This is a genomic window from Enterocloster sp. OA13 (assembly GCF_022440595.1).
GTDB lineage: Bacteria > Bacillota > Clostridia > Lachnospirales > Lachnospiraceae > Enterocloster > Enterocloster hominis.
This window is the reverse complement of the sequence record NZ_JAKNTF010000001.1, coordinates 2,554,149-2,577,039: the sequence shown is the minus strand read 5'-3', so window position 1 is coordinate 2,577,039 and position 22,891 is coordinate 2,554,149. Positions and strand designations below refer to the sequence as shown.

Below are 22,891 nucleotides of genomic sequence, written 5' to 3'. Positions count from 1 at the left end.
TCTTTAACCTGGTTCTTTTCTTTTGACCGGATCTATGCTAAACTATAACTCATATGGAAGGAGAAGAGAACCAATGGCATTTACCCACTTACATGTCCATACAGAATACAGTCTGTTAGACGGCTCCTGCAAGATTAAAGAGCTGACAGCCAGGGCCAAAGAGCTTGGGATGGACAGCATGGCTGTTACGGACCACGGTGTGATGTATGGTGTGATTGATTTTTATAAAGCTGCAAAGGAAGCAGGCATTAAGCCCATCCTTGGCTGCGAGGTCTATGTGGCGCCCAACTCCCGGTTTGACAGGGAGACTGTCAGCGGCGAGGACAGGTACTACCATCTGGTGCTTCTGGCAGAGAACAACCAGGGGTATGAGAATCTGATGAAGATTGTGTCCAAGGGATTTGTGGACGGCTTTTATTATAAACCCAGGGTGGATTATGAGGTGCTTGCAAAGTACCACCAGGGGGTGATTGCCCTGAGCGCCTGCCTGGCCGGCGAGGTACAGAGGTATCTTACCAGGGGCATGTACGAGGAGGCTGTGCGGGCAGCCGGACGTTATGTGGACATATTTGGAAAGGACAACTTTTTCCTGGAGCTGCAGGACCACGGGCTGCCTGACCAGAAGCTGGTCAACCAGGGCCTGATGCGCATGAGCAGGGAGACCGGGCTTGAACTGGTGGCAACCAATGATATCCACTATACATTCGCGGAGGATGAGAAGGCCCATGATATCCTGCTGTGCATCCAGACCGGCAAGAAGGTGGAGGATGAGGACCGCATGCGCTATGAGGGCGGGCAGTATTACTGCAAGTCCGAGGAGGAGATGAAGGCCCTGTTCCCCTATGCGCCCCAGGCCCTGGAGAACACCCACAAGATAGCCGGACGCTGCAATGTGGAGATTGAATTCGGCGTTACCAAGCTTCCCAGATACGAAGTGCCGGAAGGCTTTGATTCCTGGAGCTATCTGAACCATCTCTGCCGGGAGGGGTTTAAGACAAGATACCCGGAGGATGACGGCACCTTAAGCAGCCGCCTGGATTATGAACTGGATACCATCCGTACCATGGGATATGTGGACTATTTCCTGATTGTCTGGGACTTCATCAATTATGCCCGTTCCCAGGGCATCATGGTGGGACCGGGGCGCGGCTCCGCGGCCGGAAGCGTGGTGTCCTATACCCTGGGAATCACCAATATTGACCCGGTCCGCTATAACCTCCTGTTTGAGCGTTTCTTAAACCCGGAGCGGGTGTCCATGCCTGATATTGATATTGATTTCTGTTATGAACGGCGCCAGGAGGTCATAGACTATGTGGTACGCAAGTACGGCAAGGACCAGGTGGTCCAGATCGTAACCTTCGGTACCCTGGCAGCTAAGGGCGTGGTCAGGGATGTGGGAAGGGTGCTGGGCCTGCCCTATTCCATGTGCGACACCATTGCCAAGATGATACCCAATGACCTGGGAATGACCCTTGATAAGGCATTGGTGATGAATCCGGATTTAAAAAAGGCGTATAATGAAGACCAGCAGGTGCGTAACCTGATTGACATGTCGAAGCGTCTGGAAGGCCTGCCAAGGCATACGTCCATGCATGCCGCGGGCGTGGTGATCGGCAGCCGGTCCATTGATGAATTCGTACCACTTTCCAGGGCAAGCGACGGTACCATCACCACCCAGTTCACCATGACCACCATAGAGGAGCTGGGACTCCTGAAAATGGATTTCCTGGGCCTTCGTACCCTTACCGTCATCCAGAACGCGGTGCGGCTTGCTGAGAAGGATTATGGGATAAGCATTGACATAGACCATATTGATTTTGACGATAAGCAGGTGCTGGAGTCCATTGGGACCGGAAGGACGGAAGGCGTGTTCCAGCTGGAAAGCGCGGGGATGAAAAGCTTCATGAAGGAGCTGAAGGCAGAGAACCTGGAGGATATCATCGCAGGTATCTCCCTGTACCGCCCGGGTCCCATGGATTTCATACCAAGGTACCTGAAAGGCAAGAATGACAAGGAATCCATTACCTACGAGTGCCCCCAGCTGGAACACATACTGAGCCCCACCTATGGCTGTATCGTATACCAGGAGCAGGTCATGCAGATCGTGCGGGACCTGGCCGGATACACCATGGGCCGCAGCGACCTGGTGCGCAGGGCCATGAGTAAGAAGAAGACCTCTGTCATGGAAAAGGAACGCCATAATTTCGTGTACGGCAATGAGGAAGAGGGCGTTAAGGGCTGCGTGAAGAACGGGATTGATGAGAAGACGGCCAACCACATCTACGATGAGATGATTGACTTTGCAAAGTATGCGTTCAACAAGTCCCATGCAGCTGCGTACGCCGTGGTATCCTATCAGACCGCCTACCTTAAATATTACTATCCCCGCGAGTTCATGGCTGCCCTTATGACGTCGGTCATGGATAATGTGGGCAAGTTTTCTGAATATATCCTTACCTGCCGCCGGATGATGGGGATTCCTGTGCTGCCCCCGGATATCAATGAGGGGGAGAGCGGTTTTTCCGTGTCAGGGGAGGCCATCCGCTACGGGCTTTCCGCCATCAAGAGCGTGGGCAAGCCGGTTGTGGATGTGATACTGGCAGAGCGCGGGAAGGGCGGGCCGTTCCGTTCCATGGAGGACTTTGTGGGCCGCATGTCCATGAAGGAGGTCAACAAGAGGACGCTGGAAAACTTTATCAAATCCGGCGCCCTGGACACGCTGCCCGGAACCAGGCGGCAGAAGATGGCGGTGGCGCCCACCATGCTGGAGGAGAAGGCCAGGGAACGCAAATCCATGTTTGAAGGCCAGCTGAGCCTGTTTGACATTGCCGGCGAGGAGGCCAGGAACGAGTTTCAGATTACGTTTCCAGATGTGGGGGAATACTCCAAAGAAGAACTGCTTGCTTTTGAAAAAGAAATCCTGGGCGTATACATCAGCGGCCATCCCCTGGATGACTATGAGGAGGCCTGGCGCAGGAACATAACCGCAACATCTGCTGATTTCATGGTAGATGAGGAAACGGAAAAAGCAGGTGTCCAGGACGGGAGCAGGGTCGTCATCGGGGGCATGGTTGCCGGAAAGACGGTGAAGACCACCAGGACCAACCAGCTGATGGCGTTCATTACCCTGGAAGACCTGATGGGTTCGGTTGAAGTGATTGTGTTCCCCAAGGACTATGAAGGCAACCGTGAACTGTTTACCGAGGACGCCAAGCTCTTTATCCGCGGCAGGGTTTCCATAGGTGATGACCCAGTGGGGAAGCTGGTATGTGAACAGGTGGTGCCTTTTGAGGACACACCCAAGGAGCTGTGGGTCCAGTTTGCGGATAAGGAGGCCTACCAGGAAAGGGAACAGAAGCTGCTTTCCCTGCTGAAGTCCAGCGAAGGGAAGGACCGGGTGGTCATCTATCTCCAGAAGGAGCGGGCCAAAAAGATGCTCCCCCCCTCCTGGAATGTACATGTCACGGACCAGCTTTTACAAGGGCTGCAGCATGAACTTGGTGAAAAAAATGTCAAAGTGGTAGAAAAAGGTCTTGAAAAGCTGGGAAAAATGCATTAGAATAGCGTTGGGCATAAAATGAGAGAATGAATAAGAGTGACATTGCGCAGGCGGCGGACGCAGGCGCTTAATACAAGGAGGTAAATTGCTATGGCAAAGGCAGTGAAGACCATTGGAGTACTTACAAGCGGCGGCGATGCGCCGGGAATGAACGCGGCAATCCGCGCAGTGGTTCGTGCAGCAATTAACAAGGGACTTAAGGTGAAGGGAATCATGCGTGGCTACGCAGGACTTCTGGAAGAAGAGATTGTGGATATGGAGTCCACCAGCGTATCGGACACCATCAACAAGGGCGGTACCATACTTTACACAGCCAGATGCAAGGAGTTTACCACACCGGAAGGCCAGCAGCAGGGCGCTGAAATCTGCCGCAAGCATGGAATCGACGGAATGGTGGTCATTGGCGGCGACGGTTCCTTCCGGGGCGCGGGAAAGCTTTCCGCCCTTGGAATCAATACAATCGGACTTCCGGGAACCATTGACCTGGATATTGCATGTACGGATTATACCATTGGTTTTGACACAGCTGTCAACACCGCCATGGAAGCCATTGACAAAATCCGTGACACCTCCACCTCCCATGAGCGCTGCAGCATCGTGGAGGTAATGGGAAGGAACGCGGGCTATCTTGCGCTGTGGTGCGGCATTGCCAACGGGGCAGAGGATATCCTTCTCCCGGAGCGGTATGACGGGGATGAGCAGGCGCTGATCAACCGGATCATCGATAACCGCAGACGGGGCAAGAAGCACAATATCATCATTAACGCCGAGGGAATCGGACATTCCGGCTCCATGGCAAAGCGTATTGAGGCAGCCACCGGAATCGAGACAAGGGCAACCATCCTGGGACACATGCAGAGAGGCGGCACGCCGACCTGTAAGGACAGGGTTTACGCTTCCATCATGGGCGCCAAGGCGGCAGAACTTCTGGCTGAAGGCAAGAGCAACCGTCTGGTGGCCTATAAGCACGGCGAATTCGTGGATTATGATATCCAGGAAGCCCTGAACATGAAAAAGGATATTCCGGAAGAGCAGTATGAGGTTGCAAAGCTGCTCATAAGGTAAGGGGCGCTGCGGCAGTGTATCAATAATGTAAGGCCCTGGCCGCATCCGAATATAGAATGAATGGAAAGTCCGCGCCTGCGGTAGGTTATCTCCTCCGGGGCAGCGGACTTTTGTGGAGAGATGAGATGATGGATACAAAGGTGCTCTGCGGAGCCAATTCCTATGAACAGAAGTATTATTTTAACCAGGAGTTCAGTTCACTGCCCCAGTCCATTAAGGATGAGCTGCACATCATGTGCGTTCTTTATACTGAGGATGTGGGGGGAATCCTGACCCTGGAGTTTGATGACAGCGGAGCCCTGGAATTCAAGGTCACGGCTCCTGAGGAGGATTACCTGTTTGATGAGATTGGCAGTGTCCTTAAGATTAAGCAGTACCAGGAAGAAAAGAGGGAGATGCTTGAATCCCTGGAACTGTACTATAGGACATTTTTCCTGGGGGAAGACCTGGACCTGGACGGTGAAGAATAGATGGAACTGCGGATAGGAAACACCATTCTTGACAATAATGTGATACTGGCACCCATGGCAGGAGTGACGGACCTGCCATTTCGTCTGCTCTGCCGCGAACAGGGGGCCGGATGTGTGGTGACGGAGATGGTCAGTGCAAAGGCCATCCTGTACAATAACAGGAACACAAAGGAGCTGATGCAGATACACCCGCAGGAGCGCCCGGCAGCCATCCAGCTCTTTGGCTCGGACCCGGATATCATGGCTCAGATTGCTGCCAGGATTGAGGACGGTCCATATGATTTCATTGATGTGAACATGGGGTGTCCAGTGCCTAAGATCGTGAATAACGGAGAAGGCTCCGCCCTTATGAAAAATCCTGAACTGGCTGAAAAAATCCTTTCAGCCATGGTGAAGGCGGTGAAGAAGCCGGTTACGGTCAAGTTCCGCAAGGGATTCAATGACACCTGCGTCAATGCGGTGGAGTTTGCAAAAATGGCTGAGGCCAGCGGCGTGGCGGCAGTGGCTGTCCATGGCAGGACAAGGGAACAGTACTATTCAGGAAAGGCTGACTGGGATATCATCCGGCAGGTGAAGGAGGCAGTGAAGATTCCTGTGATTGGGAACGGGGACATTTTCACGCCCCAGGATGCCGGGCGTATGATGGAGGAGACCGGCTGCGATGGAATCATGGTGGCCAGGGGCGCCAAGGGAAATCCGTGGATCTTCAGGCGGATCAGCCATTACCTGGACACAGGGGAAATCCTTCCAGGACCTTCTATAGAAGAGATACAGGCAATGATCCTCCGCCATGGGCATATGCTGGCGGAGTACAAGGGCGAACAGACCGCCATGCGTGAGATGCGGGGGCATGTGGCCTGGTACACCAAGGGGATGCCCCATTCAGCTGCCCTCAGAAACGAAATCAACCAGGTGGAAACCCTGAAAGGACTGGCAGGACTTCTGAATCGGACCGCACCGTCAATCCCGCCGTCAGATCCACGGTGAAAAGATGGAAACCATTCTTGACAATAGCCATATTTTCTTATATAATACACTGAATGTGTAGGTAGTAAGACAGATACTTAAGTGAAAACAAACATAAATCAAAGAATCAAAAGGAAGGAAGCAGGTAAAATGGCGGATAAGAAACACATATTGACATATGCCGGACTCAAACAGTATGAGGATGAACTGCAGAATCTGAAGGTTGTCAAAAGAAAAGAAGTAGCACAGAAAATCAAGGAAGCCAGGGAGCAGGGGGACCTGTCCGAGAACGCGGAGTATGACGCTGCCAAGGATGAGCAGAGGGACATCGAGCTGCGTATCGAGGAGCTGGAGAAGCTGCTTAAGAACGCAGAGGTTGTTGTGGAGGATGAGATTGACCTTGACAAGATTAACATTGGATGTAAGGTTAAGCTTCTGGATGTTGAATATGATGAAGAGATGGAATTCTATATCGTAGGTTCCACCGAGGCCAACAGCCTGCAGAATAAGATAAGCAATGAGTCGCCGGTAGGCCGCGCCCTGATCGGCAAGGTTGTGGGTGACTGTGTTGAAGTGGAGACACAGGCCGGGGATATCCAGTACAAGGTGCTGGAAATCCAGAGGGTTTCATAAGGAAACCGATTGATAGAATAGATGAACGCAGGAGGAGTGCGAAACGTGGGAGATCAGCAGAAGGTTAACCAGGCAGAACAGGATTTGAATCATGTGCTGAAGGCCAGGCGGGATAAGCTGGCAGAACTTCAGGCAGCTGGAAAGGACCCTTTCCAGATTACAAAATATGATGTGACTGCCCACAGCATGGATGTGAAAGACAATTACGGGCAGTGGGAAGGGAAGGAAGCAGCCATAGCAGGCCGTATGATGTTCAAGCGCGTCATGGGTAAGGCTTCTTTCTGCAATATCCAGGATTTAAAAGGCAATATCCAGGTCTATGTTGCCCGCGACAGCGTAGGGGAAGAGCCGTATAAGGATTTTAAGAAAATGGACATCGGCGATGTGGTTGGCATCAGGGGAACTGTGTTCACCACCAAGACAGGCGAGATTTCCATCCATGCCACAGAGGTGACCCTTCTCTCCAAGAGCCTTCAGGTGCTTCCTGAGAAGTTCCATGGACTGACAGACACGGATATGCGTTACCGCCAGCGTTACGTGGATTTGATCATGAACGCGGAGGTGAAGGATACCTTCATCAAGCGTTCCAGGATTCTTGCCGCCATCCGTAAGTATCTGGGCGGGGAAGGCTTCATGGAGGTGGAGACCCCCATGCTGGTTGCCAATGCGGGCGGAGCTGCAGCAAGACCTTTTGAAACCCACTTCAATGCACTGGATGAGGATTTAAAACTTCGTATTTCACTGGAGCTTTACTTAAAGAGGCTGATTGTAGGCGGCCTTGAAAGGGTTTATGAGATTGGACGCGTATTCCGCAACGAGGGACTGGACACCAGGCATAACCCGGAGTTCACCCTGATGGAACTGTACCAGGCATATACGGATTACCATGGCATGATGGACCTGACAGAGAACCTGTACCGTTTTGTGGCACAGGAGGTGCTGGGGACCACCACCATTACCTATAACGGGATCCAGATGGATTTAGGCAGGCCATTTGAACGTATTACCATGGTGGATGCGGTGAAGAAGTATTCCGGCGTGGACTTCTCACAGATCCACACCCTGGAAGAAGCCAGGGCAGCTGCCAGGGAAAAGCATGTGGAGTTTGAGGAGCGCCATAAGAAGGGCGATATCCTGAACCTTTTCTTTGAGGAGTTTGTGGAAGAGCATCTGGTCCAGCCGACCTTTGTCATGGACCATCCCATTGAAATCTCACCGCTGACCAAGAAGAAACCGGAGGATCCGGAGTATGTGGAACGTTTCGAGTTCTTCATGAACGGCTGGGAGATGGCCAATGCCTATTCTGAACTCAATGACCCCATTGACCAGAGGGAGCGTTTCAAGGCCCAGGAGGAACTGCTGGCCCAGGGGGATGAGGAAGCAAACCACACGGATGAGGACTTCATCAATGCCCTGGAAGTGGGTATGCCTCCCACAGGCGGCATTGGGTTTGGAATCGACCGTATGTGCATGCTGCTGACGGATTCAGCGGCAATCAGGGATGTGCTGCTGTTCCCGACCATGAAGACACTGGGCGGTTCTGACGCGCCTAAGAAGGCTGAAAAGCCAGTAGGGAAATCCGTGGATGCTGAAGAAAAAGCAGAAGTGGAAATTGATTTTTCTAACGTGAAGATTGAGCCATTGTTTGAAGAAATGGTTGATTTTGAAACATTTGCAAAATCTGATTACCGTGCTGTGAAGATCAAAGACTGTGCCGCAGTACCGAAAAGTAAGAAACTTCTACAGTTTACCTTAGATGACGGTTCAGGCACGGACCGCACGATCTTAAGCGGGATCCATGAGTATTATGAGCCGGAAGAGCTGATTGGGAAGACGGCCATTGCCATTGTAAACCTGCCTCCGCGCAAGATGATGGGCATTGATTCCTGCGGTATGCTGATATCTGCGGTACATGAGGAGGACGGGGCAGAAGGGCTCCATCTTCTGGTGGTGGACGACCATATCCCGGCTGGTGCAAAGCTGTACTAAGAGGTTGTTTGATGATTCATTCCTGAACAGGGAATTTATTTCTGATTAGCAGTAAGAGGACATTTCTAAGAGGGATTTTAGAAATGTCCTTTTTGCTTTGACCGTAACGTGGTATAATATATATGTTTGTCTTAAGAGAAGTAGATTAAAGGGGAATATCAATGAAAAAGGGAATAAAATCAGGACTTTTCATAACGGTAGCCTTATCTGCGGCCCTGATATCGGGCTGCGGCGCCGGAAACCGGGTGGTGAATTACGGCAAGGCCCAGGAAGAGCCTGTGATGATTACTTTTTTTGGAAATAAATATGAGACGGAAAACGTGATCGTGATTGAGGAAATCATTACTGGTTTCATGAAGGAAAACCCGGACGTACGGGTATCCTATGAGAGCCTGAAGGGAACGGAATATTATGACGCCCTCTGCAGGCGCATGGCGGCTGGTAAAGGGGATGATATCTTCATGGTGAACCATGACACGGTGCTGGAGCTGCGGGATAAGGGACAGCTGGCGGACCTTTCCGGTGTCAGTACGCTTTCTAATTATACGGATATCATGCTCAGCCAGATGGGGGATGACGGGAAGATATACTGGCTGCCTACAACCGTGTCCGTGTTTGGCCTTTACTGCAATATGGACCTGTTAAAGGAACATAAGCAGAAGATACCGGAAAACCTTGGGGAGTGGGAGGATACATGTGGATATTTTCTTTCACAGGGCATGACGCCGGTCATTGCCAATAATGACATTTCCTTAAAAACACTGGCAATCGGCAGGGGATTTTATGACGTATACCAGGAAAAACGTCAGATGGAGGTGTTTGAACGCCTGAACAGAGGACAGGAACCCATCAGCAGGTATCTGGGGCCTGGCTTTTCCCTGGCAGAGGAACTGATAACCAGAGGTTATGTGGATGCAGGGAAATCCCTTACAACAATGAAAACCTCAGATGACCTGGAGGAATTTGTCAGGGGTGAGTCCCCCTTCATGCTGACCGGCGCATGGGCGGCCGGTCGGGTAAAAGGCATGGAACCGGATTTTAAGTTCCAGGTGGTCCCTTACCCGGTCCTGGATGAGGGGAATCTTGTGGTCATTAATGCGGATACGCGTCTGAGCATCAATGCTGACAGTGAATATCCCGAGGCGGCGGCGCGGTTTGTGGAATACTTTACCAGGCCGGAGAATATTCAGAAATTCGCGGACCAGCAGTCTTCCTTAAGCCCGCTGAAAAACGGGGCGCCTTCATCTGTCAAGGAAATTGAACCTTTGATATCCTGCTACCAGGAAGGCAGGACCGTGATCGGTACGGACGGATTTCTCGAACTTCCAATATGGAACCTGACGGCGGAGGTTTCCCGGAAGCTTCTTTCAGGGGAGCCGCTTGAAGCTGTCATGGACTGGATGGATAAACAGGGCATTACAGAAGGAGGGACACCATGACGGACCACAATGGTGTAAACATTAAATCAAAAATCATCCTGGCAGCGGTCCTGATTGGCGCGGCCCTTAGTTTCCTTACCTTCCTTTTCGTGCAGGATGTGAGCACGCAGCTTTGGGAACAGTCCATCCATACAATCATGGAAAGCACGAAGCAGGGCTGTACCACACTGCGCATACAGCTTCAGGAAGCGTATGAGGATATGGAGGACGCGGCAGTGGAGCTGGGCGGATATTCTTTGCTGCAGAAGCAGGAGATTGGGGAAATACTGGAGCACTCCGCCCGCTCACGCCATGGGGTAAGCCTTTACCTTCCCGACGGCACCTGCCTGCCCGGACATGGGGGATGGGATGAAGAGGCCGGGAAACAGATATTCGGACAGCAGGGGGAAAGCGGCATCATCAACCCGCATATAAGCAGCGTGACAGGGGTGAATGTGTTCAACCTCTACAATCAGGTTGTCCTGGCTGACGGTACAAAGGCTTATCTGGTTAAGGAGTATGAAGTGGACACCATTGTGGACAGCTTCAGTCTTTCCTTTTATGATAATGCAGGCTTTTCTTATGTTGTGAACACAAAGGGGGATATACTGATCCGTTCCCCCCATCCGGGCAGCAATAAAACCGTGAGGAACCTTTTTGATATGCTGGATGTGCCGCAGAATGCGCCAGAACAGCTGGAAGAGTTCAGCCAGGCCCTGGAAAACGCGGGAAATGGCTGGGCTGTGTTCACATACCAGGGGGAAAAGACCGTATTCTGCTTCATACCGCTAAAGCTGCAGTCTGACTGGTATCTGGTATCAATCATCCCGCAGCATACCGTGAATGAGCAGACCAATGAAATCCTCATGCGGGCCCTGTCCCTGATGGCCAGCATCATATTGGGGATATCTGTCCTGGCCGCCTTTTATATCCGCTATGTGAGAAGGACCAATAAGCGGCTCATGGACCAGGCCGCCTACATCGGACATCTGTATAACGCTGTGCCGGAAGGCATTGCCCTGATAACTGTGGAAGAACCCAACCGGTTCATCCAGCTTAACAGGGAAGGGATGGAACTGCTTGGATATCCGGAAGGCACCTCCAATGAGGCCATATCCGGAAGGAGCATCAGGGAAGTCATACTCCCGGATGACCATGAGGATATGGACCGGCTCCTTGACCATGCATCAAGGGAAGGAGGCAAGGCCGGATTTGAAAAGCGCATGCTGAAAAACAGCGGGGAAGTTTTCTGGGGAGCAGGTATTCTGGAGAAGACGATGGATGAAAATGGAACCCCTGTGCTGATTGCAACCTTTCATGACATAACAGCCGAGAAACTGGAAGAGGAAGCAGCGGAACGCGACAAGCTCCAGGAACGCATCACATTGGTAGGGGCCATCTCCAATGCCTATCCGGTAATCATACGCCTGAACCTGACCAGGGATACCCTGAATTTCATCTATGTCAGACAGGGTCTCATGACGGACCTGGGAAGCCAGGAAACATACAGCCGGCTTTATGAGGATTTTTCATCCGGCGTGCACCCGGATAACCGGAAGGAATACGCAAGCCGTTTTTCACTGGAATCCCTGCGTGAAAGCCTGGTACATAATAAGAATGAGGTATTCCTGGAATCAAAGCATCTGCTGGCGGACGGGGAGTATCACTGGATATCCACCCAGATCATCTATGTGGATAATCCTTATTCAGATGATATGCTGGCCATCCTTATTTCACGCCGTATTGACGAACAGCGCCATGAAGAGGAACAGCAGCGCCTGGCTCTTGAGAGCGCCCTGGACAGCGCCAAGGCGGCAAGCAATGCAAAGAGCCGCTTCCTTTCCAACATGAGCCATGATATACGTACCCCTATGAATGCCATCATAGGGATGACGGCAATAGCAGCCGCACACATTGACGACCGGGACAGGGTTCTGGAATGCCTGAAAAAGATTAATCTTTCAGGAAAACATCTCTTAAGCCTGATTAACGATGTCCTGGATATGTCAAAGATAGAGAACGGAAAACTCTCAATGAGGGACGAACCTTTTAATTTCCCTGAACTGGTTGCTGATGCGGCCGAGCTTATACGTTCGCAGGCAAACGCAGGCCGGCTTGCCATGGATGTCTGTCTTTCACCCATGAAGCATGAAAATGTTGTTGGGGACCCCCTCCGGATGCGCCAGGTATGTATCAATATCCTGAGCAATGCGGTAAAATATACCCCGCCAGGAGGATTTGTCAGGATTGAGGCATGGCAGGAGGAAAGCCCGGTCCTGGGTTATGCAAACTATGTGTTCCGCTGCACGGACACAGGGGTGGGAATGGAACCGTCATTCCTGGAACATATCTTCCAGCCCTTTGAGCGCGCCCGGGACCATGCCGGCATGAGGGTTGCCGGTACCGGTCTTGGAATGGCCATAACAAAAAACATCATAGACCTGATGAATGGGGATATACATGTGGAAAGCAGTCCCGGCAAGGGTTCCGTCTTCACCATATCCATTCCGCTTAAGCTGCAGGATGCGCCTAAGGAGCAGGTGCCGGAGGCCTGGCTTGGGATAAACAGCCTGATTGTGGATGACGACAGGCAGACATGCCTCAATGCAGTGGAACTGCTTCGGGATATGGGACTCAGGGCCCGCTTTGTCACGGACGGAGAAACAGGTGTAAGATATGTGGCGGATGCAAAGGACACAAAAGACCCATATGAACTCATAATCATTGATTGGAAGATGCCTGGCATGGACGGGGTTGAAACAGCGCGCCGTATCAGGGAAAATGTGGGGGAGGCGGTGCCGGTCATCATCCTGACCGCTTATGACTGGTCGGAGATAGAGTGTGAGGCCAGGGAGGCAGGGGTTACTGCCTTTATCTCCAAACCTTTCTACCGCTCTAAAATGTGTTACCTGCTCAGGGGATTGGACGGAAGCGCGGGAGAGGATAAAAGGACGGAAAAGAGGCTGGATTATAAAGGGAAACGGATCCTGCTGGTAGAAGACAATGAAATCAACCGGGAGATTGCCGGGACCCTGATCCGGGAGATGGGAATCATGGTTGAGGAGGCCGTGGATGGCGGAGAGGCCGTGGATAAGGTGATGAGGTCGGAGGAAGGATATTATGATTTGATATTCATGGATATCCAGATGCCGGTCATGGATGGATATCAGGCTGCCAGGGCAATCCGGGGCCTGGAACGGAGGGATGTAAGCTGTATGCCGATCATTGCAATGACTGCCAATGCCTTTGAGGAGGATGTGAGGGCGGCCATAAGGGCCGGCATGAATGCACATTTTTCAAAACCCATTGACCTGGATGCATTGGAATCGCTGCTTTCCAGATACCTGAATGGTGAAAGCGGAAAATAGGACGGGCGCCGGAATGAATTCCCGGCACCTGTTCTTTTTGGGGAAACAATTCTTCCAGTTCCTTACAAAAACATAAAAATTAATTTAAGGTGTCGCAAAACATAAAAACTTGTGGTATACTAAATTGATATGTTATGAGATTCCTAAGGAGTGCCTATGCTGAACGAGGAAAAGGTCAAATATATGACGGAATTGGCCATATTTGAAAAGAATGAAGGCAAGAAGATATTCCCTATCAACCGCTATTTTAAAAAGGATTATGTAGGCGGACAGATGTTCCGCTCATTTTTTGGGTATACCTTCTGTTATTGTCTGCTGCTTCTGATGTGGGTTCTCTATAAACTGGACGAGCTGCTGAATGATATGAGTATTGACGAAATCCTTCACTCTGCAAAGCAGTGGGGGATCATCTATGTGGCAGGCCTGGTGGTTTACCTGTTCATTACCTGGATTGTGTATGCCAAGCGCTATGATTACGCGTCCCGCTCCCAGACCATGTACGCTTCCAAGCTTAAGCATCTGCTGAAGCGCTACGATAAGGACAGGACTGACAGAATGAGGGATAACAGAGGAGGAAGGGCCAGATGACAAGTCTTCTGCTATGGAAAGAGCAATTAAAGCAATTTTATAATAAGTACAGTTATGGCGTACAGCCGGTCATCCGTTTCCTGTTTGCACTGTGTACGTTCCTGAGCCTGAACGCCAATATCGGCTATATGAACAAGCTTAAGAACCCGCTGGTAATCATCCTGGTATGCCTGGTAAGTTCCCTTTTACCCTACGGCGCCATCGTATTCCTGGCAGCCTGCCTTCTTGTGGCCCATGTTTATGCGGTGTCGCTGGAGATGGCTCTGATTACGCTGGTGCTTATATTGACCGTTGCAATCCTTTACTATGGTTTCAAGCCCGGGGACAGCTACCTGATTGTACTTACACCCCTGGCATTCCTATTTAAGATTCCCTACGCAATCCCTCTTTTGGTGGGACTGGGAGGCAGCCTTGCATCCGTGATTCCGGTGGGTTGCGGGGTTTTCCTGTATTATCTTGTGATGTATGTAAAGCAGAATGCAGGTGTCCTCACCAATGAAGGCTCTGTTGACATTGTGCAGAAGTACAGCCAGATCCTTAAGTCCGTCATATTCAACCAGACCATGATGGTCATGATTGCAACCTGTGCTGTGGGCATCATCATCGTGTATCTGATACGCAGGCTGTCCATGGATTATTCATGGATCATTGCCATCGTAGCCGGTTCCGTGGCAGAACTGCTGGTTATCTTTGTGGGGGATTTTGTTTTTGGCGTATCCGTGGCAGTGGGCCAGCTGATTCTGGGCATACTATTGTCAACCCTCATTGCGGTGGTATATAATTTCTTTATCATCACAGTGGATTATACCAGGACGGAATATGTCCAGTTTGAAGATGACGATTATTATTATTACGTCAAGGCAGTGCCCAAGATGAACGTGAGCACCCCGGATGTAAAAGTACAGAAAATAAGTTCCAGAAAACGCAGCACAAGGGAGAGAAACGTGTATTAATGAAAAAGATTAAATGCAAGGAGGTGACGACATGGCAGAAATGTTAGGACAGATGTCATCATGGCTGACTCTGCTGCCAAGGATATCACTTGGGAATATTCTGGAGATGGTTATCATCTCCTTCCTGGTGTATGAAATCCTTGTATGGATTAAGAACACCAGGGCATGGAACCTGTTAAAGGGCCTGCTGGTCATCCTGCTGTTTGTGGTATTTGCTGCCGTGTTCCACCTGACCGTTATATTATGGATATTGGAAAATACCACGACCATTGCAGTGACAGCCCTGCTGGTAATATTCCAGCCTGAACTGCGCAAAGCCCTGGAACAGCTGGGAAGCCGCAACATAATATCCAACATCCTTTCCTTTGATGACGGAAAGGACAGCCAGGCGTTCAGTGACAGGACCATCAACGAGCTTGTCAGGGCCACCTTTGAGATGGCCAAAGTAAAGACAGGGGCCCTGATGGTAATCGAGAGAGGGTCCTCCCTGAAGGAAATCGAGAGGACGGGGATAGAGATTAACGGCCTGGTGACCAGCCAGCTGCTGATTAACATATTCGAACACAACACCCCGCTTCATGACGGCGCGGTTGTCATACGTGGAAACCGCATTACCGCGGCGACCTGTTATCTGCCGCTGTCCGACAACATGACCATCAGCAAGGACCTGGGTACCCGCCACAGGGCAGCAGTAGGCGTCAGCGAGGTGACGGACAGTGTGACAATCGTGGTTTCTGAGGAAACAGGAAGGGTTTCCGTGGCAGAGGAAGGGATGCTGACTAAAATTGCAGACGCAGAAGGCTTAAAGAAGATCCTTTCCACCGTTAAGGAGGAATCTGTTTCTTTAAACCGTTTTAAAATATGGAAGGGAAGGCTGAAGAATGGAAAAAAAGCTGTCTAATAACCTTGGGCTTAAAGTACTTTCCGTCTTCCTGGCATTCTTTGTATGGCTGGCGGTGATGAACATTGCGAATCCAAAAGTTACGCGCAGCCAGGAGGTGCCCCTGGAAATACTCAATGAGAGTATCCTTGAATCCAGCGGAAAGACATATGAAGTCATAGGCGACAGGGACACGGTCAGCGTGTACTATAAGGTAACCACATCGGATTCCGCCAATATAAAGGCGTCTGATTTCAGGGCCTATATTGATTTGGCGGATGTGTATGAACCCACAGGCGCGGTGCCGGTTAAACTGGAAGTGAAGAATAACAGCAACAAGCTGGAATCCGTGGTATCAAAGCCCAGCGTCATCCGGATTGAGACAGAGGATTTACAGCGCAAGCCCTTTAATCTTGAGACAAAGACGGAAGGCGTGCCCGAGGATGGATATAATCCCGGCGTGGCCACTGTTTCACCCACGTATATATATGTAAGCGGACCCGTGTCCGTGGTTGGACGGATCAGTTCCGTGGGGATTGTGATTAATGTTGAGGGAGCCAACAGCGACCTGTCAGGCACATTGCCTGTGAGGTGCTTTGACGCCAATAACAATGACCTTACGGATCAGATTGGCGACAGGGTGACCTTCAGCCGCTCTGAGATTGATTATACCCTCCCCATACTGAAGGAGAAGAACCTGAACCTGACCTTTGAGACAGAAGGGACAGTGGCAGACGGTTACCGGTTTACGGGCATTGAGAGCAGCAGGAATTACGTGGAGGTCAAAGGACTCAAGTCCGACCTGGCCAGGGCGAATTCGGTCACGGTCCCAAAGTCTGAGCTGAACATGGACGGTGCAACAGGGGATAAGGAAGTCACCATTGACCTGAACAAGTACCTGCCGGAGGGGGTTGAGCTGGCGGACCCGGCTGCCAATGAGATTAAGGTGGTCATCAAGGTGGAGGCCCTGGAGAGCAGGACGTATGAGATGCCTGTGAGCCAGATTAAGCAGGTTGGCGCATCCGGCCAGTATGATTATGAATATGACAGGAAATCACTCAATATAGTAGTAAAGGGACTGAAGGAAGACCTGGACCAGCTGACAGCTGCAGCAATCCAGGCTGAGCTGGATGTAAGCAGCATGGAACCAGGGGATAACATGGGGACGGTAACGCTTCTGCTGGGCGATGCCTATGAGCTTGTAAGCGGCAACAGCGTTCTGGTAACAGTCACTGAGAAAGGGCCGTCTGCGGCAGATGAGACAACAGAAGAAGGCGAAAGCCATTCCGTGGCCGATGAATCCGGGGATCCTGTGAAGGAAACAACCGGGGCATAGTGTCCGGGAATTCATTCCCTCCATCCGCAGGCTCTAGAGCGTGTTTGAAAATTCATTCCCGCCATCTGCACGCCCCACTTCGCGGCATATTTGGTCCCAATTCGGTCAACGTAGCCCGCTACGCCTCCCTCATCGGGACCAAATCTCCCACAAAGTGTGACGCACAGCTGACGGAAAGCAATTTTCAAACACGCTCTAGGTCCTGGCTGCCGTTTATCCGGGCAGCTGGCCACGGATGCATCAGAATATAGCAGCACTGTACAAAGAGGTGCAGCGCAAAGGAGAGAGGTAACATGGTAAGTGCAACAACCGTTATTAAGAACCCGTCCGGCCTTCATCTGAGGCCGGCAGGAATCCTCTGCAAGGAGGCCTTGCTCTATAAATCCAAGATATCCTTCAAGATACGGACCACCACGGCCAATGCCAAAAGTGTCCTCAGTGTTCTTGGCGCCTGTGTGAAGTCTGGGGATGAAATTACATTTGTCTGCGAGGGACCGGATGAGGAAGCAGCATTAGCCGCCATGGTAAAGATTGTGGAGGATGGTTTAGGGGAGTAACGGCCGCCAGGATGGCGGGTTAACTGGAGAGTGACGGCAACCAAAGGTTGTGAGTATAAATGAAAGCAATAAGGAGGTACAAGAGTATGTACAAGGGAACTAGCGCTTCTGCAGGGATTGGGATTGGAAAAGCAGTAATTGTGGAAGAAGCAGAGCTGGTAATCACCAGACAGGCAGTGGGTGATGGGGAGGCGGAAGTACAGCGTTTTAAGGGAGCGCTGGAGCAGACCATCAAGGACACGGAGCGTCTGGCAGAGGACCTGGCTACCAGGGTAGGGGAAAAAGAAGCGGAAATCATGCAGGGGCATATGATGCTGCTGTCTGACCCCATGCTGACAGGGGAGATTGAGAATTCCATTAAAAATGATGGGGTCAACAGTGAATTTGCCATTGAGAATGTATGCAATATGTATGCGGATATGTTCGCCTCCATGGGAGATGAACTGATGCAGCAGAGGGCCACGGACATGCGTGATATCAAGACACGGATGCAGCGTGTGCTGATGGGCATCCAGTCCGTGGATATTTCCTCCCTTCCGGCGGGAAGCATCCTTGTTGCAAAGGACCTTACACCGTCCATGACAGCGGGAATCAATCCTGCCAATGTAACGGGTATCGTGACGGAGCTGGGCGGCAGGACAAGCCACAGCGCAATCCTTGCAAGGGCCCTTGAGATTCCGGCCGTGGTGGCTGTGAACGGTTTTATTGAAGGCGTTAAGGACGGGGATGACGTTGTCCTGGACGGCAGCACCGGCGAAGTACATGTGAACCCGGAAGCAGCTGTTAAGGCTGATTATGAGGCTAAGAAGGTCCGGTTCCAGGAAGAGAAGAAGGAGCTGGAGCAGTTTATCGGCAAGGCTTCGGTCACAAAGGACGGGGTAAGGGTTGAGATTGTGGCCAATATCGGCAAGCCTGAGGATGTGGATAAGGTGCTTGAGTATGACGGGGAGGGAATCGGCCTGTTCCGCACGGAGTTCCTGTTTATGGACAGGACTGTCATGCCTACGGAGGAAGAGCAGTTTGAGGCATATAAGAAGGTCGCGGCGGCCATGAACGGCAAGCCGGTCATCATCCGTACCCTGGACATCGGCGGCGACAAGGAAATCCCGTACATGGGCCTGGAGAAGGATGAGAACCCGTTCCTTGGCTACCGTGCAATCCGTTTTTGCCTGGACCGCAGGGAGGATGTCTATAAGCCGCAGCTGCGCGCCCTGCTGCGCGCCAGCGCCTTTGGAAACATCCGCATCATGGTTCCCCTTGTTACCTGTATTGAGGAATACCGTGAGGCAAAGGCACTGGTGGAGGAACTTAAGAAGGAGTTAGACAGCAAGGGAATTGCCTATAACAAGGACATCCAGGTGGGTATCATGGTGGAGACGGCCGCCGCATCCCTGATTGCGGATATCTTTGCAAAGGAGGCTGATTTCTTCAGCATCGGTACCAATGACCTGACACAGTATACCATGTCGGTGGACAGGGGCAATAAGAAGGTGTCCTACCTGTATTCCACCTTTAATCCTGCCGTGTTAAGGAGCATCAGGCACATCATTGCCTGTGCACGGGAAGCAGGCATCATGGTGGGCATGTGCGGCGAAGCTGCCAGCGACCCGATGATGATCCCGTTACTTCTTGCATTCGGCCTGAATGAATTCAGCATGAGCGCGTCTGCCATGCTAAAGGCCAGGAAGATGGTCATGTCCTACAGCACCAGGGAACTTCAGGCGGTTGCTGACAAGGCCATGGGTTTTGCAACAGCAGCGGAAACAGAACAGTATATGAAAGAATTTGTGGAGAATGGAACAGTATAATGCCAGTTTATCTTGTTAGTTATATTATCAGTTTCATATTGGCCCGGCAGCATTTTTATATGCTGTCTGGGCTGGTTTTAATTATAGCCGCCCTGTGGCTGTATTACAGGGATTATGCGGACAGCGGGAACATCATCCATCTGAGGGGGCTGTTCTGCCTCTTTTTCGTGGGCGGTCAGGGGATATCCTGTTTTAAGCTGAGCCGCCTGCAGGGGGATTGGGACAATATGACCTGGCTGTGCCTGGGACTGGCCGTATTGGCCTTCTGGGGTGTGTTTGAGGTGCTTTCAAGGCTTTTTGACGGCTGGAGCGAGGATGATATGGAATCCGTGTACCGGTTCTATGCATCGGCAGAATCACCATACCAGGTCAGGCGTATTTTGCAGGCCATGGCAGGGCTGGTGGCGGTTTCCTGGCTGGCATTTGCCTTTGAGGCCTGGAAGCTTGGGTTCATACCGCTTTTTTCCTATGGTGTGCCCCATGCGTATTCTTATTTCCATGTGAGCGGTGTCCATTATTTTACGGTTGCCTGTGTGCTGGTGCCCAGCCTTTCCGTGGTCTACAGCCTTATGGTCATGAGGCGGGGCAGGGGAGTGACAAGGTCCGGCGGGTTCTGGCTGGCAATGGGCTTTAATGTGCTGGCCCTGGCCATCCCTGTGCTGTGCGTATCCAGGTTCCAGTTAATACTGGCAGTGGGAATGGCGGTCTTTACCTATATTTCCATGGCAGGGAACATTAAGCCTGTTTATGTGGGAATCCTGTTTGCCTGTATGGTGCCGGCCTATCTGCTGCTTACCGTGATGCGCAGCCACAGCGTGGAATACCTGAACGGCATATTTGAGATGAAGAATGCCAACATGCCTATTTTCATCACCCAGCCTTATATGTATATTGCCAACAATTATGATAATTTCAATTGTCTGGTGGAGCAGCTTCCATCCCATACATTGGGGCTTAGGATGCTCTTTCCGCTGTGGGCATTTACAGGGCTTAAATTCCTGGTGCCCTCACTGGTGGACTTCCCTTTGTTTGTGACAAAGAAGGAGCTGACCACGGTTACCCTGTTCTATGATGCCTATTATGACTTTGGGATGATTGGGATGGTGCTTTTCGGGGCGCTTCTGGGCGCTGCCTGTTATTACCTGGTCCGGGGGAGGAAGAAGCTTACATGTCCGGCAGGCCATGTGATTTACGCACAGATTGCCATGTACATGATGCTGTCCTTTTTCACAACCTGGTTTTCCAACCCAGCAACCTGGTTTTATCTGGTGGTTACAGGCATAATCTATATATTTGTGAAGTCCTGAAAATTATAATTATAAAAAATATCTAAAATATTATTGACTTTTATCTTAAGATTTGTTATTATTCAGTTAGTGAAGTAAATCTTTGGAAGTATAATTAAATAATTAATAAGGATTGTTACTGTTCGGCAGGCAAAACCAGGTTTGTTAAGGGGATTGGATGATATTCGCATAAAAGGCGTATGTCTCTTTAACAAAGTTGGTTTTTTTGTTTTTATCAGGAGCAATTATGAAAATATCGAAAATAATTAATAATAATGTTGTAAGCACCTGCGATGAAGAAGGCAGGGAAGTCATTGTAATGGGAAGAGGCGTTGGCTTCAAGGCCAGGGAAGGCAGTACCATTGATGAGGAGAAGATAGAGAAGGTATTCCGCCTGGACAGCCAGAACACCATGGATAAGTTCAAGGAACTGCTTGTGAACCTTCCGATGGAGCATGTACAGATATCCGCTGAGATCATCAGCTATGCAAAAGAAGTGCTGAACCGTCCCATTAACCCGAATGTGTATATCACCCTTACGGATCATATAAATTTTGCGCTGGAGCGTTTTAACCAGAGAATGATGTTCAGCAACCCGTTAATCAGGGAGGTACGAAGCTTTTACCATGCGGAATACCTGATTGGAGAATATGCCATTGCCATGATTGACAGGGACCTGGGGATTAAGCTTCCTGTGGATGAGGCCGCCTCCATTGCCCTCCACATCGTCAACGCGGAATATGATGCGCCCATGGGGGATACAATAAAAATCACCAACCTGATCCAGCAGGTATCAGAGGTGGTAGAGGAGTATTTTAATATAAAACTGGATGAACAGTCCCTGAGTTACGAACGGTTCATCACACATCTGCGTTTTCTGGCCCAGCGGGTATTTACAGGGGAGCATATGGAACTGGATAACCTGGAGTTCCAAAAGGTCATCGACAGGTTATATCCGGAAGAATATGCCTGCAGCCAGAAAGTACAGGCGCTGATTAAACTGCAGTACGGGCATCAGGTAACGGAAGAGGAAGTGGCTTACCTGGCCCTGCACATCAAGCGTATCAGAACAAAGTAGTATTAAAAGCATTATGGTTAAGGGGCCCCGGCAGGGGGACAGAGAAAGGAGTAATAAGGATGTTTGGTTCATTAAAGAAACTGTTTGGGGGAGAAGAAAAGGACGGGAAGGTCATCGCAGCTCCGGTGAGCGGCAAAGCCGTTCCCATGAGCCAGGTCAATGACCCTACATTCAGCCAGGAGATCCTTGGCAAGGGCACGGCCATCATTCCTTCTGAGGGAAGGATTGTCGCACCGGCAGACGGCCAGGTTACCATGGTGTTCGACACAAAGCATGCCCTCAGCATTCAGACGGATAATGGTGCGGAGCTGATAATCCATATCGGACTGGATACCGTACAGTTAAAGGGACAGTATTTTGAAGCCCATGTGCAGGCAGGGGATAAGGTCAAAAAGGGTGACCTGCTTCTGGACTTTGACATGGATAAGATAAAAGCAGCCGGATATGATGTGATTACACCTGTCATTGTGTGCAACACACCACAGTTCCCGAAGATTGAGTGCATCAGCGGAATGGATGTAAAGGCCGGGGAGACAGCAATCATTAAATTATGATCAGAGGTGGGGATGGGTTGATAGAGCGCAGCTTTATCCTGAAGGATGAGATGGGACTTCACGCAAGGCCGGCGGCCTTACTGATGATGAAGATGCTCAAGGTCCGATCCGATGTGATGATTTCCTGTAATGGGAACACAGCGGATGCAAAAGACGTGATGAGCATCATGGCCATGAACACGGTGGCAGGGGATGAGGTTGTCTTCTACATTGACGGACCGGATGAAGAAGAGGCCATGAAAGCAGTGGAATCTGTCCTGGCCGGATAAAGGCCGGGACAGTGGTAAGAATGATTTAAGCCTGGGTCCAGGTTTAGATAAAGTAATCATGAACAAGTAAATCAGAGTTTTCCTATGGGAATAATACCATAAGAATGCTCAAAT

The 22,891-nt window shown here is 50.8% G+C and carries 19 protein-coding genes and 1 pseudogene; 19 read left to right on the top strand and 1 reads right to left on the bottom strand.

All coding sequences use genetic code 11. The features are described from left to right. Window positions 1-73: 73 nt before the first annotated feature. The 12 genes from MCJ35_RS11460 (at window position 74) to MCJ35_RS11405 (ending at window position 17,225) form a co-directional block, all read left to right on the top strand. Window positions 74-3,559: a DNA polymerase III subunit alpha gene (locus MCJ35_RS11460; RefSeq protein WP_025487068.1), complete on the top strand. Its 3,486-nt coding sequence runs from the start codon at window positions 74-76 to the stop codon at window positions 3,557-3,559. A 90-nt stretch (window positions 3,560-3,649) separates the two neighbouring features. Beyond that, complete coding sequence (gene pfkA, locus MCJ35_RS11455) at window positions 3,650-4,624, top strand: 6-phosphofructokinase (RefSeq protein ID WP_008716569.1); 975 nt, start codon at window positions 3,650-3,652, stop codon at window positions 4,622-4,624. Between the two features lie 125 nt (window positions 4,625-4,749). After that, on the top strand, window positions 4,750-5,094 hold the full coding sequence (locus MCJ35_RS11450) for a DUF6145 family protein (protein WP_008716567.1): 345 nt from the start codon (window positions 4,750-4,752) through the stop codon (window positions 5,092-5,094). After that, a complete protein-coding gene (gene dusB, locus MCJ35_RS11445) occupies window positions 5,095-6,081 on the top strand; it encodes a tRNA dihydrouridine synthase DusB (protein WP_008716566.1) in 987 nt (328 codons plus the stop codon). Window positions 6,082-6,210: 129 nt separating this feature from the next. Continuing rightward, window positions 6,211-6,693 carry a transcription elongation factor GreA gene (greA, locus tag MCJ35_RS11440; protein ID WP_008716565.1) on the top strand — a complete coding sequence of 161 codons (483 nt, stop codon included), beginning with the start codon at window positions 6,211-6,213 and terminating at the stop codon, window positions 6,691-6,693. Window positions 6,694-6,738: 45 nt separating this feature from the next. After that, the gene (gene lysS / locus MCJ35_RS11435; RefSeq protein ID WP_025487069.1) at window positions 6,739-8,682 is read left to right on the top strand and encodes a lysine--tRNA ligase; all 1,944 of its coding nucleotides are present in this window, start codon (window positions 6,739-6,741) and stop codon (window positions 8,680-8,682) included. Window positions 8,683-8,843: 161 nt separating this feature from the next. Beyond that, a complete protein-coding gene (locus tag MCJ35_RS11430) occupies window positions 8,844-10,121 on the top strand; it encodes an ABC transporter substrate-binding protein (protein WP_008716561.1) in 1,278 nt (425 codons plus the stop codon). Further along, window positions 10,118-13,468, top strand: coding sequence for a response regulator (locus tag MCJ35_RS11425; RefSeq protein ID WP_240299486.1), 3,351 nt, complete (start codon window positions 10,118-10,120; stop codon window positions 13,466-13,468). The genes MCJ35_RS11430 and MCJ35_RS11425 overlap by 4 nt, the downstream gene beginning before the upstream one ends. A 156-nt stretch (window positions 13,469-13,624) precedes the next feature. After that, window positions 13,625-14,056, top strand: a complete 432-nt coding sequence (locus MCJ35_RS11420; protein WP_025487070.1) for a hypothetical protein — start codon at window positions 13,625-13,627, stop codon at window positions 14,054-14,056. Next, on the top strand, window positions 14,053-15,009 hold the full coding sequence (locus tag MCJ35_RS11415) for a hypothetical protein (RefSeq protein ID WP_008716555.1): 957 nt from the start codon (window positions 14,053-14,055) through the stop codon (window positions 15,007-15,009). The genes MCJ35_RS11420 and MCJ35_RS11415 overlap by 4 nt, the downstream gene beginning before the upstream one ends. A 31-nt stretch (window positions 15,010-15,040) precedes the next feature. Then, window positions 15,041-15,910 (top strand): diadenylate cyclase CdaA, encoded by an 870-nt coding sequence (gene cdaA, locus MCJ35_RS11410; RefSeq protein ID WP_008716553.1) that lies wholly within the window; start codon window positions 15,041-15,043, stop codon window positions 15,908-15,910. Next, window positions 15,891-17,225: a CdaR family protein gene (locus MCJ35_RS11405; RefSeq protein ID WP_008716552.1), complete on the top strand. Its 1,335-nt coding sequence runs from the start codon at window positions 15,891-15,893 to the stop codon at window positions 17,223-17,225. Before cdaA ends, MCJ35_RS11405 begins: the two co-directional genes overlap by 20 nt. Before the next feature lie 11 nt (window positions 17,226-17,236). Here MCJ35_RS11405 and MCJ35_RS32045 read toward each other — a convergent pair. Next, window positions 17,237-17,353 (bottom strand): annotated as a pseudogene (locus MCJ35_RS32045) (DUF6783 domain-containing protein); the annotation flags it as partial. Between MCJ35_RS32045 and MCJ35_RS32040 the strand changes: the two are divergent. From MCJ35_RS32040 to MCJ35_RS11375, 7 genes are all read left to right on the top strand, one after another. Beyond that, window positions 17,312-17,476, top strand: coding sequence for a DUF6783 domain-containing protein (locus MCJ35_RS32040; RefSeq protein WP_329602266.1), 165 nt, complete (start codon window positions 17,312-17,314; stop codon window positions 17,474-17,476). The pseudogene MCJ35_RS32045 and the gene MCJ35_RS32040 sit on opposite strands and share 42 nt — an antisense overlap. Window positions 17,477-17,518: 42 nt before the next feature. Then, window positions 17,519-17,782: an HPr family phosphocarrier protein gene (locus MCJ35_RS11400; RefSeq protein ID WP_008716550.1), complete on the top strand. Its 264-nt coding sequence runs from the start codon at window positions 17,519-17,521 to the stop codon at window positions 17,780-17,782. Window positions 17,783-17,868: 86 nt separating this feature from the next. Further along, window positions 17,869-19,590: a phosphoenolpyruvate--protein phosphotransferase gene (ptsP, locus tag MCJ35_RS11395; RefSeq protein ID WP_025487071.1), complete on the top strand. Its 1,722-nt coding sequence runs from the start codon at window positions 17,869-17,871 to the stop codon at window positions 19,588-19,590. Then, window positions 19,590-20,897, top strand: a complete 1,308-nt coding sequence (locus MCJ35_RS11390) for an O-antigen polymerase (protein WP_008716545.1) — start codon at window positions 19,590-19,592, stop codon at window positions 20,895-20,897. Before ptsP ends, MCJ35_RS11390 begins: the two co-directional genes overlap by 1 nt. Window positions 20,898-21,123: 226 nt before the next feature. Next, window positions 21,124-21,954: a BglG family transcription antiterminator LicT gene (gene licT, locus MCJ35_RS11385; RefSeq protein ID WP_008716541.1), complete on the top strand. Its 831-nt coding sequence runs from the start codon at window positions 21,124-21,126 to the stop codon at window positions 21,952-21,954. Between the two features lie 59 nt (window positions 21,955-22,013). Continuing rightward, window positions 22,014-22,508: a PTS sugar transporter subunit IIA gene (locus tag MCJ35_RS11380; RefSeq protein WP_008716539.1), complete on the top strand. Its 495-nt coding sequence runs from the start codon at window positions 22,014-22,016 to the stop codon at window positions 22,506-22,508. Window positions 22,509-22,525: 17 nt separating this feature from the next. Continuing rightward, window positions 22,526-22,777 (top strand): HPr family phosphocarrier protein, encoded by a 252-nt coding sequence (locus tag MCJ35_RS11375; RefSeq protein ID WP_025487072.1) that lies wholly within the window; start codon window positions 22,526-22,528, stop codon window positions 22,775-22,777. Window positions 22,778-22,891: the final 114 nt, after the last annotated feature.

What these genes read in the sequence shown, in the direction of transcription:
- MCJ35_RS11460 (WP_025487068.1), top strand. Translation starts at nt 74, where the DNA reads ATGGCATTTACCCACTTACATGTCCATACAGAATACAGTCTGTTAGAC.
- pfkA (WP_008716569.1), top strand. Translation starts at nt 3,650, where the DNA reads ATGGCAAAGGCAGTGAAGACCATTGGAGTACTTACAAGCGGCGGCGAT.
- MCJ35_RS11450 (WP_008716567.1), top strand. Translation starts at nt 4,750, where the DNA reads ATGATGGATACAAAGGTGCTCTGCGGAGCCAATTCCTATGAACAGAAG.
- dusB (WP_008716566.1), top strand. Translation starts at nt 5,095, where the DNA reads ATGGAACTGCGGATAGGAAACACCATTCTTGACAATAATGTGATACTG.
- greA (WP_008716565.1), top strand. Translation starts at nt 6,211, where the DNA reads ATGGCGGATAAGAAACACATATTGACATATGCCGGACTCAAACAGTAT.
- MCJ35_RS11430 (WP_008716561.1), top strand. Translation starts at nt 8,844, where the DNA reads ATGAAAAAGGGAATAAAATCAGGACTTTTCATAACGGTAGCCTTATCT.
- MCJ35_RS11425 (WP_240299486.1), top strand. Translation starts at nt 10,118, where the DNA reads ATGACGGACCACAATGGTGTAAACATTAAATCAAAAATCATCCTGGCA.
- MCJ35_RS11420 (WP_025487070.1), top strand. Translation starts at nt 13,625, where the DNA reads ATGCTGAACGAGGAAAAGGTCAAATATATGACGGAATTGGCCATATTT.
- MCJ35_RS11415 (WP_008716555.1), top strand. Translation starts at nt 14,053, where the DNA reads ATGACAAGTCTTCTGCTATGGAAAGAGCAATTAAAGCAATTTTATAAT.
- cdaA (WP_008716553.1), top strand. Translation starts at nt 15,041, where the DNA reads ATGGCAGAAATGTTAGGACAGATGTCATCATGGCTGACTCTGCTGCCA.
- MCJ35_RS11405 (WP_008716552.1), top strand. Translation starts at nt 15,891, where the DNA reads ATGGAAAAAAAGCTGTCTAATAACCTTGGGCTTAAAGTACTTTCCGTC.
- MCJ35_RS11400 (WP_008716550.1), top strand. Translation starts at nt 17,519, where the DNA reads ATGGTAAGTGCAACAACCGTTATTAAGAACCCGTCCGGCCTTCATCTG.
- ptsP (WP_025487071.1), top strand. Translation starts at nt 17,869, where the DNA reads ATGTACAAGGGAACTAGCGCTTCTGCAGGGATTGGGATTGGAAAAGCA.
- MCJ35_RS11390 (WP_008716545.1), top strand. Translation starts at nt 19,590, where the DNA reads ATGCCAGTTTATCTTGTTAGTTATATTATCAGTTTCATATTGGCCCGG.
- licT (WP_008716541.1), top strand. Translation starts at nt 21,124, where the DNA reads ATGAAAATATCGAAAATAATTAATAATAATGTTGTAAGCACCTGCGAT.
- MCJ35_RS11380 (WP_008716539.1), top strand. Translation starts at nt 22,014, where the DNA reads ATGTTTGGTTCATTAAAGAAACTGTTTGGGGGAGAAGAAAAGGACGGG.